This is a genomic window from Streptomyces sp. NPDC042100 (assembly GCF_055582325.1).
This window is the reverse complement of the sequence record NZ_JBVJDK010000001.1, coordinates 697077-709148: the sequence shown is the minus strand read 5'-3', so window position 1 is coordinate 709148 and position 12072 is coordinate 697077. Positions and strand designations below refer to the sequence as shown.

The following is a 12072-nucleotide window of genomic DNA, read 5'->3' as shown; positions in this document are numbered from 1 at the left end:
CGACCGGCCCGTCGGCGGGGCCCGGCGGGCGGGGCCGGAGGGACGAGGCCGCAGGGACGAGGCCGGAGGGAGTGGGCCGGAGGGAGTGGGCCGGAGGGAGTGGGCCGGACGGAAAGGGCTGGACGGGCGGGGGGCGGACCATGGGGGAGTTCCCCGGGGACCGGTCCGAGGGGGCGTTCTTCCTCGTGCTCGGCCTCGGTCCTGAGCGCGGACGGGTACGCCGCCGTCGAGGTGTACGCGTGGACGTTCGGCGGGCGCCGGTAGGCCCCCGGCCCCGCACCCGCCCGGAAGAGGCATCGCGCCGCCGCCCCTACACCGGGGGCGCGTCCCGGAAGCGGCGGCGGTCCCGCGCCCCCGGCGGGGCGTCCGCCAGGCGGATGACCGTGCCGTCGCGGCCCGCCACCACCGGCTTCGGGGAGCGGGCCGCCTTCGCCTGGTACTGCGCCGCGTCCGCGAGCCGGAAGAGCCGGCGGGCCGACTTCAGCGGGCCGATCGGGTCGCCGGTCGAGGCGACTCCGCAGGCCACCCCTTCGCCCAGCTCCAGCTCCGCCGCCCGCACGCACAGCTCCTCGGCGACGGCCACCACCTCGTCGGCGCCGGGGCCCACGGAGAGCAGGCAGAACTCGTCGCCGCCCAGGCGGGCCGCCAGCGCGCCCGACAGCCGCGCCCCGCACCGTGACAGTACGGAGCCGAATCGTTCCAGCAGGCGGTCGCCGACCGCGTGGCCGTGCGTGTCGTTGACGCGTTTCAGACCGTTGAGGTCGCACACCACGAGGCTCACCACCGAGCCGTCGGCCCGGTAGCGCTCGATCGCCTCGTCGAGCCGGGTGTCCACAGCCCGCCGGTTGGCCAGCCCGGTCAGCGGGTCGGTGAAGGCGAGCTTGCGGACCTCCTCCAGCCGCTCCGACTGCGCGATCCCGGCGGCGACCACGGCGGCGAGCACCGTCGCGAAGTCCGCGTCGTCCCGGTCGAAGCACACCTCCCCGGCCCGCCGCGCCACGTACAGCTCGCCCCAGGCCCGCCCGTGCAGCACGATCGGCGCGACCACGCAGCAGCCGCGCCCGCGCCGCCGCAGCCCGGCGACCCGGCCGGTCCGCACCGTGTCGGAGGCGGTCTCCACCCAGGCGTCGGGCTCGCCGCCGCCCGCCCACTGCTCGTGCAGGAACTCGGTGATCTCCGGGAACTGGTGCACGGGATACGTCTCGGAGTCCGGGAACTCCTCCTCCCCGACCGCCCGTTCCCCCGCGTTCACCAGGACGCGCAGGCGCCCGTGGTCCCGCTCCCAGACCGAGAGCGCCGCGAAGCTGCCGCCGAGCGCCTCGCAGGCGCCCAGCGCCGCGGCCCTCCAGAACTCTCGCGGGGTGTGCGCCGCCGCCATCGCCTGCGCCAGCGCCACCACGGCCCGCAGCCGCACGTCCTCACCCATTCCTCCAGCTTAGGGAGGTTTGATCCATTTTCCCTTTCGAGACGTCACGGAAAGTTACATATAGTGAAAATCATGACGTAATCGGGACAAATAGGGGTCAGGTCAGGGGTGCGGCGGCCCCGTCACTCCCCCGGCCAGTTCGGCTTCCGCTTCTCGTTGAACGCCGCCACGCCCTCCGCCCGGTCGCCCGAGAAGGCCACCGAGCGCCAGGCCGCGTCCTCGACCTCCAGGCCCGCCCGCAGGTCCAGCCCCTGGCCCAGGCGCATCGCCTTCTTGGCCGCGCGCAGGCCGACCGGCGAGTTCGCCGCGATCCGGCCGGCCAGCTCCAGGGCGCCGGTCCGGGCGTCCTCCGCCAGCACGTCGACCAGGCCCAGCTCGCGCGCCTCGGCGGCCTCCACCCGGCGGGCCGTGAAGACCAGTTCGGCCGCGCGGGCCGCGCCCACCCGGCGCGGCAGCAGCTGCGTACCGCCACCGCCGGGGATCACGCCCACGGAGACCTCGGGCAGGCCGACCACGGCGGTCGCGTCGGCGACGATCACGTCGCAGGCCAGCGCCAGCTCGAAGCCGCCGCCGAGGGCGAAGCCGTGTACGGCGGCGACGGTCGGCATGGGCAGCTCCAGGACGCCCGTGTAGGCCGCGCGGGCGGTCGGCCGCTGCCGGACCAGGTCGGCGTCGCTGAAGGAGTTGCGCTCCTTGAGGTCGGCGCCGACGCAGAAGGCCCGGTCGTTCGAGGAGGTCAGCACCGTGACCCGGACGGCCGGGTCGGCGGCGAGCGCGGCGCAGGCGGCACCGAGGGAGCGGGCCATCTCGGAGGAGACGGCGTTCATCGCCTTCGGCCGGTCGAGGACGAGCTCGGCGACGAATCCCTCCCTGCGGACCGCGACGAACTCACCGAAACGCTCTTCCGACCGCTGCTCCGACCGCTCTTCCGACTGCTCCGCCATGACCGCACGCCCTCCCGGTTAACGACTGTTCACCGGGATCCTAGGTCGGACGGCGCCCCAGCAGCCAGGGCTCCACGACGCCCAGTCCGCGGACCGGCCGCTGCCACATCGGCTGGAGCGCGAAGCGGTACGTGGCGGCACGCTCGCCCTCGCGCTCCGCGCGGGCGGCCTCCTCGGCCGCCTTGGCCTCGGAGACCGGCGCCTCGCCGGTCCTGGTCAGCTCCTCGGCGAAGGCGCTGTCGACCAGGACGGCGTCCTTGGGGGCTATCGAGGTGAGCCTGCTGGCCAGGTTGACCGTGGTGCCGAACACGTCGCCCATCCGGGTCGTCACCGTGCCGAAGGCGATGCCGACGCGCAGCGCGGGCATGGTCTCGTCGTGGCTGAGCGTCTCGATCAGGCGCAGCGCGATCTCGGCGGCGGTCCCGGCGTCGTCGGCGGCGTACAGGACCTCGTCGCCGAGGGTCTTGATGAGCCGGCCGCCGTGCGCGGCGACCAGGTCGGCGCAGGTGGTCTCGAAGGCCTCGACGAGCTCGCCGAGCTCCTCCTCCTCCAGGCGGCGGGTGAGCCGGGTGAAGCCGACGAGATCCGCGAAGCCGACGGCGAGCCGCCGGTCGACCATCTCCTCGTCGTCGGCGGCCTGCACGAGGACCCGGCCGGTGGCGGCGGCGAGCTGCCTGCGCCACACGTAGATCAGGAACTCCTCCAGCTCGGGCAGGAGCAGCTCGACCAGGGGGTACGTGACCTCGGTGCGGGTCATGCCGGGCTCGGGCGGCTCGGTCAGGCCCTCCAGGAAGGAGTCGATCTGCCATTCGGCCAGGCGCGCGGTGGTCTGCCCGGTGGAGCGGGCGACCTGGACGGCCATCGGCTCGCTGAGCAGCCCGGCCTCGACGAGACCGGCGAGCCGCCGCAGGGCGAGGACGTCGGCCTCGGTGAGCGCCTTGGCCTGGCCGATGTCGGCGAAGCCCATGGCGCGCCAGAAGCGGGAGGCGAGCTCCATGGAGACGCCGGCGGTACGGGCGGCCTGGAAGGGGGTGTAGCGGCGGTCGGCGCCCAGGATGAGCTGTTCGAGGCGGATCGCCAGGGGGTCGTCGCTCGGCTCGGCCGTGTGGTCGACGACGTGGTGGGGGGTGGGGTACGCGGAGGGTTCCGGCGCTTCCGGGGCCGGGGGGGTCCCCGGGGGGCCCGAGGTCCCGGCCGGTGCGTCCGGTGCGTCCGCCGCGGCCGGTACGGCCGGCTCGGCCGTACCGCCGCCGCTCGCGTCGTCGACGGTCACCGGCCGCCTCCTGCCCGTTCCCTGCCCACTGTCCTGCCGTTCTGTCGCGTGGAAGGCGCTCACGACCGCGCCCCACGAATCGGGCTCCACGATACGGCAGGTGTGTGCTGGCTCACGCCCGAACCGGCCGCCACCCGGGGTGACCGACCGGTTCGGGCGCGCCGCGCGTCCGGGGCCGGGTCAGCCGGCCGCGCGCAGGTGGACGATGTCGCCCGCCGCGACGGCCTCGGTGCCGCCGCCCTCGGTGGCGACGACCAGGCGTCCGTCGCCGTCCACGCCGACCGCCTCGCCCTCCAGCGTCCGCTCGCCGGGCAGCTCGGCGCGGACCCGGCGGCCGAGGGTGGCGCAGCGCTCCTCGTACGCGGCCAGGAGCCCGGAGGCGTCCGGGTCGCCGCCGGCCCGCACCCACGCCCCGTACCCCTGCTCCAGGGAGCGCAGGACGGCCCGCAGCAGGGTGTCGCGGTCGGTGGAGACGGCGTCGGCGAGGAGCAGGGAGCCGGCCGTGGGGACGGGGAGCTCGTCCGGGCGCAGGCTGACGTTGAGGCCGAGGCCGACGACCACGCCGTCGGCGCCGGCCCGCTCGGCGAGGATGCCGCCGGTCTTGCGCTCCTCGCCGCCGACACGCACCAGCAGGTCGTTGGGCCACTTGAGGGTCAGGTCGGCCCCGGCGGCCTTCGACAGGCCGGTGGCGGCGGCGACGCCGGTGAGCAGCGGGAGCCAGCCCCAGCGGTGCACGGGCACGTCCGGCTTGAGCAGCACGGAGACGAAGAGCCCGGAGCGGGCGGGGGCGCTCCAGGTGCGGTCGAGCCGGCCGCGCCCGGAGGTCTGCTCCTCGGCGACCAGCACCGCGCCCTCGGGCAGCGCGTCGGCGCGGGCGGCCAGGTCGGTGTTGGTGGAGCCGGTGGACTCGACCACGTCGAGGGAGGTCCACAGCCCGTCGGGGCGGACGAGCGCGTGGCGCAGGGCGGGCGCGTTGAGCGGCGGCCGGTCGAGGTCGGACCAGCGTCCCGCGGAGCCTTGGGAGGACGTCATGCAAGCCAGCGTAGGTGTGGCAAACGCCGCACTGCCGAACCGTATCGGCGCCGATACGCTACGGGTCAGTAGCTCAGCAGTAGCCCATTCGTAGTCAACGAACCCCCCGTGACCAGGCAGGGAGCCGCATCCCGATGTCCGAGCCGGCAGAGCACGACGAGATCGACATTCACACGACCGCGGGCAAGATCGCGGACCTGCAGCGCCGGATCGGCGAGGCGACGCACGCCGGTTCCGGACGGGCGGTCGAGAAGCAGCACGCGAAGGGCAAGCTGACCGCGCGCGAGCGGATCGCCCTGCTGCTCGACGAGGGTTCGTTCGTGGAGCTGGACGAGCTGGCCCGGCACCGGTCGACCCACTTCGGCCTGGAGCGGAACCGCCCGTACGGCGACGGCGTCGTGACCGGCTACGGCACGGTCGACGGGCGTCCGGTGGCCGTCTTCTCGCAGGACTTCACGGTCTTCGGCGGCGCCCTCGGCGAGGTCTACGGCCAGAAGATCATCAAGGTGATGGACTTCGCGCTGAAGACCGGCTGCCCGGTCATCGGCATCAACGACTCAGGCGGCGCCCGCATCCAGGAGGGTGTCAGCGCGCTCGGCATGTACGGCGAGATCTTCCGCCGCAACACCCACGCCTCCGGGGTCATCCCGCAGATCTCGCTGGTCGTCGGCCCCTGCGCGGGCGGCGCGGTCTACTCGCCCGCGATCACCGACTTCACGGTGATGGTCGACCAGACCTCGCACATGTTCATCACGGGCCCGGACGTCATCAAGACCGTGACCGGCGAGGACGTCGGCTTCGAGGAGCTGGGCGGGGCGCGCACCCACAACACCACCTCGGGCGTCGCGCACCACATGGCGGGCGACGAGAAGGACGCGATCGAGTACGTCAAGTCCCTGCTGTCCTACCTGCCTTCGAACAACCTCTCCGAGCCGCCCGCCTTCCCGGAGACGGCCGAGACCGAGGCGACCGGCGAGGACCGCGAGCTCGACACCCTCATCCCGGACTCGGCGAACCAGCCGTACGACATGCACACGGTCATCGAGCACGTCCTGGACGACGGCGAGTTCCTGGAGACCCAGGCCATGTTCGCGCCGAACATCCTGACCGGCTTCGGCCGCGTCGAGGGCTTCCCGGTCGGCGTGGTCGCCAACCAGCCGATGCAGTTCGCCGGCTGCCTCGACATCGACGCGAGCGAGAAGGCCGCGCGCTTCGTGCGCACCTGCGACGCCTTCAACATCCCGGTCCTCACCTTCGTCGACGTGCCGGGCTTCCTGCCGGGTGTGGACCAGGAGTACGGCGGCATCATCCGGCGCGGCGCGAAGCTGATCTACGCGTACGCCGAGGCCACCGTCCCGATGATCACCGTCATCACCCGCAAGGCCTTCGGCGGCGCCTACGACGTCATGGGCTCCAAGCACCTGGGCGCCGACCTCAACCTGGCCTGGCCGACCGCGCAGATCGCCGTCATGGGCGCGCAGGGCGCGGTCAACATCCTGCACCGCCGCGCGATCGCGGAGGCCGAGGAGGCGGGCACCGCGGACGCCGAGCGGGCCCGGCTGATCCAGGAGTACGAGGACGCCCTGCTCAACCCGTACATCGCGGCCGAGCGCGGCTACATCGACGGGGTGATCCCGCCGTCCGACACCCGCCCGCAGATCGTGAAGGGCCTGCGTCAGCTGCGGACGAAGCGGGAATCACTGCCGCCGAAGAAGCACGGCAACATCCCGCTCTAGAACGCTGTCCAGTCGCCGTCCGATCGCTGGGAGGGACACCGGCATGATCAGAGTCGTACGAGGCAATCCGACCCCCGAGGAGCTGGCCGCCGCACTGGCGGTGGTCCAGGCCCGGGCCGCGGCCACGGCGGCGGCGGCCGTCGCGGGCGGCGGCCCGCGCACCCCGGAGGGCTGGTCGGACCCCGCCCGCATCGCGCGCGAGGCGCGCCACCGGCCGGGCCCGCGCGCCTGGGCGCGGTCCGCCTGGCCCGCCTGAGCCGTGCCGCGGGGGCCCGACTTGAGTACCCGTACTCAGGCGCGCCGGGCCCCCGGGGCCGCAGGATCGGGACCATGCTGTGGTCCGACCCGAAGAACGAGCCGCCGAAGGACATGCGCGACATGCAGGCGATGCTGCGCCGCGCGGGCGTGCTGCTCGGGTTCGCCATGGTGGTGCTGATGCTCGTGCTCGGCGGGCGCTGAGGCCGCGCCGATCGGCGCGGCGGGTGCCCGGGGCGCTCGCTACGCTGCCCCCATGACTGCTGACCGCCGCCGTGTCGTCCTCGCCTCCGCCTCCCCCGCCCGCCTCGGGCTGCTCCGCCAGGCGGGGCTCGCCCCCGAGGTGATCGTGAGCGGCGTCGACGAGGACAAGACGCACGCCCCGACCCCGGCCGAACTGGCCCTCGCCCTCGCCGAGGCCAAGGCCGCCCACGTCGCCGCCCGCCCCGAGGCCGCCGGCGCGCTGGTCATCGGCTGCGACTCGGTCCTGGAGCTCGACAAGCGGGCCCTCGGCAAGCCGGCCGACGCCGCCGAGGCCACCGCCCGCTGGCACGCGATGCGCGGCCGGGTCGGCATCCTCCAGACCGGCCACTGCGTGTACGACACGGCGGCCAAGCGCTACGAGTCGGCCACCGCCTCCACCGTCGTCCGCTTCGGCAACCCGAGCGACGCCGAGATCGCCGCGTACGTCGCCAGCGGCGAACCGCTGCACGTGGCGGGCGCGTTCACGCTCGACGGGCGCTCGGCCCCCTTCATCGAGGGCATCGACGGCGACCCGGGCAACGTCATCGGCCTGTCCCTGCCGCTGCTGCGCACCCTGCTGGCCAAGCTGGACGTCTCCATCACCGACCTCTGGGCCTGAGGCCGGGGCGGGGGGGCTGCGGCGGGGCCTCAGGTCTGAGGCCTCAGGTCAGGGGCCTCAGGCGGGAGCCGGGGCCCCCTTCTCGGCCGCCTTGGGCTCCCCGTACGCCACGAGGGTCAGCACGATCAGTCCGACGACGAGCATCATCAAGGCGAAGGCCCCCCAGCCCAGCAGACCGACCGTCACCGCGCCCAGCACGCCGTGCACCACGGCGCAGCCGATCAGCAGGGCCCGGCCCGCGCGGCCGGGGCGGCGGTCGCGGAGGGCGGCGATCAGCGGGACGAGGCCGCAGAGCAGCAGCAGCGCCCCGGAGCCGAGGCCGAGCGCCCAGGTGCCGGCGTACATCGCGTCGGGGTGGAGCCCGTCGAGGGACATCGACTGGGCCTTCACGAAGCGCGCCATCACGGCGTTGAGGGCGACGATCCCGGGCGCTTCGAGGAAGAGCACGGCGGCCGTCACGAGCGCTATCGGTCTTCGGGCCACCTCGGCCACCCCCTGAACACGGCTGTTACCTCCGGTACGAACAACAGGGCGAAGGCTACTGGCCAGTAAATCCCCGGACAAGGGTTCGCGCGGCCGGACGGACGGACGCCGCTCGGGCAAAGAATGGATGAGCCATTCGTAGGGACCCCACAAAGAAACCCGTTTGGCGACTGGTCACGCGAACAGAGACCTGCGCCACACCTCGGGGCTACTGTGCCGTAAAGAAACCCTGCGTACCGTGGTGCGACAAGGGATTTCACGACCCGAGCAGGCCTGGTATCACGCTCCGTGTGGGCAAGCTCACCACTGGGGACGGGTCGAAAGGCCGTGTCGGCAGTCCCTAAACTCAGCTTGTTTCAAGGAGGGAGCCATCGTGCGCAAGGTGCTCATCGCCAACCGTGGCGAAATCGCTGTCCGCGTCGCCCGGGCCTGCCGGGACGCCGGGATCGCCAGCGTAGCCGTCTACGCCGATCCGGACCGGGACGCTCTGCACGTCCGCGCGGCCGACGAGGCGTTCGCCCTGGGCGGTGACACCCCGGCCACCAGCTACCTGGACATGGCCAAGGTGCTCCAGGCAGCGGCCGACTCCGGCGCCGACGCGATCCACCCGGGCTACGGCTTCCTCTCCGAGAACGCCGAGTTCGCCCAGGCCGTCCTCGACGCCGGCCTCACCTGGATCGGCCCGCCGCCGCAGGCCATCCGCGACCTCGGCGACAAGGTCGCCGCGCGCCACATCGCGCAGCGCGCGGGCGCCCCGCTGGTCGCCGGCACCCCGGACCCGGTCTCGGGCGCCGACGAGGTCGTCGCCTTCGCCGAGGAGCACGGCCTGCCGATCGCGATCAAGGCCGCCTTCGGCGGCGGTGGCCGTGGTCTGAAGGTCGCCCGCACCCTCGAAGAGGTGCCGGAGCTCTACGACTCGGCCGTCCGCGAGGCCGTCGCCGCCTTCGGCCGAGGCGAGTGCTTCGTCGAGCGCTACCTGGACAAGCCGCGCCACGTCGAGACCCAGTGCCTCGCCGACTCGCACGGCAACGTGGTCGTCGTCTCCACCCGTGACTGCTCCCTCCAGCGCCGCCACCAGAAGCTGGTCGAGGAGGCCCCGGCGCCGTTCCTGTCGGAGGCTCAGAACGCCGAGCTGTACGCGGCGTCCAAGGCCATCCTGAAGGAGGCGGGCTACGTCGGCGCCGGCACCGTCGAGTTCCTGGTCGGCCTCGACGGGACGATCTCCTTCCTGGAGGTCAACACCCGCCTCCAGGTCGAGCACCCGGTCACCGAGGAGGTCACCGGCCTCGACCTGGTCCGCGAGATGTTCCGGATCGCCGACGGCGAGGAGCTCGGCTACGGCGACCCCGAGATCCGCGGCCACTCCTTCGAGTTCCGCATCAACGGCGAGGACCCGGGCCGCAACTTCCTCCCGGCCCCCGGCACCGTCACCCTCTTCGCCCCGCCCACCGGCCCCGGTGTCCGCCTGGACGCCGGTGTCGAGTCCGGCTCGGTCATCGGCCCGGCCTGGGACTCGCTGCTCGCGAAGCTGATCGTCACCGGCGCCACCCGTGAGCAGGCCCTCCAGCGCGCCGCCCGCGCGCTCGCCGAGTTCAAGGTCGAGGGCATGGCCACCGCCATCCCCTTCCACCAGGCCGTCGTGGTCGACCCGGCGTTCACCGCCGACCCGTTCCGCATCCACACCCGGTGGATCGAGACCGAGTTCGTCAACGAGATCAAGCCCTTCGCCCCGGCCGGCGCCGACGCGGACGAGGACGAGAGCGGTCGCGAGACGATCGTCGTCGAGGTCGGCGGCAAGCGCCTGGAGGTCTCCCTCCCGTCCTCGCTCGGCATGACGCTGGCCCGCACCGGCCTGGCCGCCGGCGCCAAGCCGAAGCGCCGCGCCGCGAAGAAGTCCGGCCCGACCGCCTCCGGCGACACCCTCGCGTCCCCGATGCAGGGCACCATCGTCAAGGTGGCCGTCGAGGAGGGCCAGGAGGTCAAGGAGGGCGACCTGATCGTCGTCCTGGAGGCCATGAAGATGGAGCAGCCGCTGAACGCGCACCGCTCCGGCACGGTCAAGGGCCTCTCGGCGGAGGTCGGCGCCTCGATCACCTCGGGCGCCGCGATCTGCGAGATCAAGGACTGAAACCGGGCCCCGGACCGCGGGGTACGGTACGAAGGGCCCCGGGCGACGACCGCCCGCGGGCCCTTCGTGTCACCCGCCCCCCGGCCCAAGGAGTACGGATGCGTGCCGACGCGCGCCGGAACCACGAGCGGCTGCTCACCGAGGCCCGCGCCGCGTTCACCGCGCACGGGACGGACGCGTCCCTGGAGGACATCGCGCGGCGCGCCGGGGTCGGCATCGGCACGCTCTACCGGCACTTCCCCAACCGGGAGGCGCTGCTCGGCGCCGTCTTCCAGGACGCCCTGGCGGCCCTGCTGCGCCACTCGGCGGAGCTGGCGGGCGCGCCGGAGCCCCGGGCGGCGCTGGTGGCGTGGCTGCGCGCCCTGATCGCCCACGCGGGTGAGTACCGGGGGCTGGCCATCGCCCTCATGTCGGCCTCCCGGGACCGGAGTTCGGCGCTGGCCGCGTGCGGGGAGCCGCTACGGGCGGCGGGCAGCGAGCTGCTCGTGCGCGCCCAGCGGGCGGGCGCGGTCCGCGCGGAGGTGGCGATCGGCGACCTGGTCCAGCTGACGAACGCGATCGCACTGGCCGCCGAGCGCTCACCGGAGGACCCGGAGCTGGCGGACCGGCTGCTGTCCCTGGCGGTCCACGGCATCACGAACTGAGCGACGGCGCCGCCGGACAGCGGGCAGCGGGCAGCGGGCAGCGGGCAGCGGACAGCGGACAGCGGACAGCCGCCAACGGGCAGCGCGGACAGCAGGCAGCGCGAAGCCGACAGCCGACAGCCGACAGGGACAGCGACAGCGACAGCGACAGCGACACCGGAGCCCACAGGCTCCGGCGGCCCCGCCGTGCGCCCGCTCAGCGCCGCCGCATGTCCGCGACCCGCACCGGCCGTTCGGGGGCGAGCACCTCGCCGAGGCCGCCCGGACCGCCCGGACCGCCGCGGAACTGTCCGGCCGGGACCCGGCCGCGCTGTCCCGGCAACGGGACGTCACGGCGCGGGCGGCCGCCCGGGGGGTGCTGGTCGCCCCCGTGGCCCAGGCCCGCGCCGGCGACCGCGATCTGCACGCCCTGGTCGGCCAGGGCCTGGAGCTCGGTGGCGGCGCGCTCGTCGTGGGCGGGCGGCTCGTCGGTGACCAGCCGGGTGATCACGTCGGTCGGCACCGTCTGGAACATGGTGTCGGTGCCCAGCTTGGTGTGGTCGGCGAGGACCACCACCTCCGCCGCCGCCTGCACCAGCGCCCGGTCCACGCTCGCGGAGAGCATGTTCGAGGTGGACAGGCCGCGCTCGGCGGTCAGCCCGCTGCCGGACAGGAAGGCCCGGGAGACCCGCAGCCCCTGGAGCGACTGCTCGGCCCCGCTGCCCACCAGCGCGTAGTTGGAGCCGCGCAGGGTGCCGCCGGTCATGACGACCTCCACCCGGTTGGCGTGGGCGAGGGCCTGGGCGACCAGCAGCGAGTTGGTGACGACGGTGAGTCCGGGCACCCGGGCGAGCCGGCGGGCCAGCTCCTGCGTGGTGGTGCCGGCGCCGACGACGATGGCCTCGCCCTCGTCGACGAGGCTCGCGGCCATGTCGGCGATGGCGGTCTTCTCGGCGGTCGCGAGATGGGATTTCTGCGGGAATCCGGATTCGCGTGTGAATCCGCCCGGCAGCACCGCACCGCCGTGGCGGCGGTCGAGGAGTCCTTCTGCCTCCAGCGCCCGCACGTCTCGCCGTACGGTCACTTCTGAGGTCTGGACGACGCGGGCGAGCTCGCGGAGCGACACGGCTCCATTGGCGCGCACCATTTCGAGGATCAACTGGCGACGTTCTGCAGCGAACACGAAACTGACAGTAACGTGACCGGCCGATGATTTTCAGCACTATGCGCCGAATTGCAGAAGATGCACACAAGCGGGGTCCCCAAGTGGTATGGGAGACCCCGCCGTTGTCCCGAGTTGCCGGGGGTTG

At 73.6% G+C, this 12072-nt stretch carries 12 protein-coding genes; 6 read left to right on the top strand and 6 right to left on the bottom strand.

The window, feature by feature from the left end:
- Positions 1-310: 310 nt before the first annotated feature.
- The 4 genes from ACZ6J5_RS03410 to ACZ6J5_RS03395 form a co-directional block, all read right to left on the bottom strand.
- On the bottom strand, positions 311-1426 hold the full coding sequence (locus ACZ6J5_RS03410) for a GGDEF domain-containing protein (RefSeq protein ID WP_469387108.1): 1116 nt from the start codon (positions 1424-1426) through the stop codon (positions 311-313).
- A gap of 122 nt (positions 1427-1548) precedes the next feature.
- The gene (locus ACZ6J5_RS03405; protein WP_469387106.1) at positions 1549-2370 is read right to left on the bottom strand and encodes an enoyl-CoA hydratase/isomerase family protein; all 822 of its coding nucleotides are present in this window, start codon (positions 2368-2370) and stop codon (positions 1549-1551) included.
- 40 nt (positions 2371-2410) lie between these two features.
- The gene (locus ACZ6J5_RS03400; protein ID WP_469387104.1) at positions 2411-3643 is read right to left on the bottom strand and encodes an adenylate/guanylate cyclase domain-containing protein; all 1233 of its coding nucleotides are present in this window, start codon (positions 3641-3643) and stop codon (positions 2411-2413) included.
- Between the two features lie 180 nt (positions 3644-3823).
- A complete protein-coding gene (locus ACZ6J5_RS03395) occupies positions 3824-4675 on the bottom strand; it encodes a biotin--[acetyl-CoA-carboxylase] ligase (protein WP_469387102.1) in 852 nt (283 codons plus the stop codon).
- A gap of 134 nt (positions 4676-4809) precedes the next feature.
- Here ACZ6J5_RS03395 and ACZ6J5_RS03390 point away from each other — a divergent pair, with 134 nt between their 5' ends.
- The 4 genes from ACZ6J5_RS03390 (at position 4810) to ACZ6J5_RS03375 (ending at position 7528) form a co-directional block, all read left to right on the top strand.
- On the top strand, positions 4810-6411 hold the full coding sequence (locus ACZ6J5_RS03390) for an acyl-CoA carboxylase subunit beta (RefSeq protein ID WP_469387101.1): 1602 nt from the start codon (positions 4810-4812) through the stop codon (positions 6409-6411).
- Between the two features lie 43 nt (positions 6412-6454).
- Entirely contained in the window at positions 6455-6667 is a 213-nt protein-coding gene (locus ACZ6J5_RS03385; protein ID WP_469387099.1) for an acyl-CoA carboxylase epsilon subunit, read from the top strand.
- 74 nt (positions 6668-6741) lie between these two features.
- Positions 6742-6870, top strand: coding sequence for a morphogenic membrane protein MmpB (gene mmpB / locus ACZ6J5_RS03380; RefSeq protein WP_469387097.1), 129 nt, complete (start codon positions 6742-6744; stop codon positions 6868-6870).
- 52 nt (positions 6871-6922) lie between these two features.
- Entirely contained in the window at positions 6923-7528 is a 606-nt protein-coding gene (locus ACZ6J5_RS03375) for a nucleoside triphosphate pyrophosphatase (RefSeq protein WP_469387095.1), read from the top strand.
- Positions 7529-7585: 57 nt separating this feature from the next.
- Here ACZ6J5_RS03375 and ACZ6J5_RS03370 read toward each other — a convergent pair whose 3' ends face one another.
- Positions 7586-8011, bottom strand: coding sequence for a hypothetical protein (locus tag ACZ6J5_RS03370; protein WP_469387093.1), 426 nt, complete (start codon positions 8009-8011; stop codon positions 7586-7588).
- Positions 8012-8384: 373 nt separating this feature from the next.
- Here ACZ6J5_RS03370 and ACZ6J5_RS03365 point away from each other — a divergent pair, with 373 nt between their 5' ends.
- Together ACZ6J5_RS03365 and ACZ6J5_RS03360 are read left to right on the top strand one after the other, a co-directional pair.
- Positions 8385-10139, top strand: a complete 1755-nt coding sequence (locus tag ACZ6J5_RS03365) for an acetyl/propionyl/methylcrotonyl-CoA carboxylase subunit alpha (protein ID WP_469387091.1) — start codon at positions 8385-8387, stop codon at positions 10137-10139.
- A 98-nt stretch (positions 10140-10237) separates the two neighbouring features.
- Positions 10238-10783, top strand: a complete 546-nt coding sequence (locus tag ACZ6J5_RS03360) for a TetR/AcrR family transcriptional regulator (RefSeq protein WP_469387089.1) — start codon at positions 10238-10240, stop codon at positions 10781-10783.
- 196 nt (positions 10784-10979) lie between these two features.
- On the opposite strand, the gene ACZ6J5_RS03355 is transcribed toward ACZ6J5_RS03360, so the two are convergent.
- Positions 10980-11909 (bottom strand): DeoR/GlpR family DNA-binding transcription regulator, encoded by a 930-nt coding sequence (locus ACZ6J5_RS03355; RefSeq protein WP_469387437.1) that lies wholly within the window; start codon positions 11907-11909, stop codon positions 10980-10982.
- Positions 11910-12072 lie beyond the last annotated feature (163 nt).

Excerpts from the sequence above, each read along its gene's own strand:
- mmpB (WP_469387097.1), top strand. The coding sequence starts at position 6,742 with ATGCTGTGGTCCGACCCGAAGAACGAGCCGCCGAAGGACATGCGCGAC.
- ACZ6J5_RS03355 (WP_469387437.1), bottom strand. The coding sequence starts at position 11,909 with ATGGTGCGCGCCAATGGAGCCGTGTCGCTCCGCGAGCTCGCCCGCGTC.
- ACZ6J5_RS03375 (WP_469387095.1), top strand. The coding sequence starts at position 6,923 with ATGACTGCTGACCGCCGCCGTGTCGTCCTCGCCTCCGCCTCCCCCGCC.
- ACZ6J5_RS03360 (WP_469387089.1), top strand. The coding sequence starts at position 10,238 with ATGCGTGCCGACGCGCGCCGGAACCACGAGCGGCTGCTCACCGAGGCC.
- ACZ6J5_RS03405 (WP_469387106.1), bottom strand. The coding sequence starts at position 2,370 with ATGGCGGAGCAGTCGGAAGAGCGGTCGGAGCAGCGGTCGGAAGAGCGT.
- ACZ6J5_RS03410 (WP_469387108.1), bottom strand. The coding sequence starts at position 1,426 with ATGGGTGAGGACGTGCGGCTGCGGGCCGTGGTGGCGCTGGCGCAGGCG.
- ACZ6J5_RS03390 (WP_469387101.1), top strand. The coding sequence starts at position 4,810 with ATGTCCGAGCCGGCAGAGCACGACGAGATCGACATTCACACGACCGCG.
- ACZ6J5_RS03395 (WP_469387102.1), bottom strand. The coding sequence starts at position 4,675 with ATGACGTCCTCCCAAGGCTCCGCGGGACGCTGGTCCGACCTCGACCGG.
- ACZ6J5_RS03385 (WP_469387099.1), top strand. The coding sequence starts at position 6,455 with ATGATCAGAGTCGTACGAGGCAATCCGACCCCCGAGGAGCTGGCCGCC.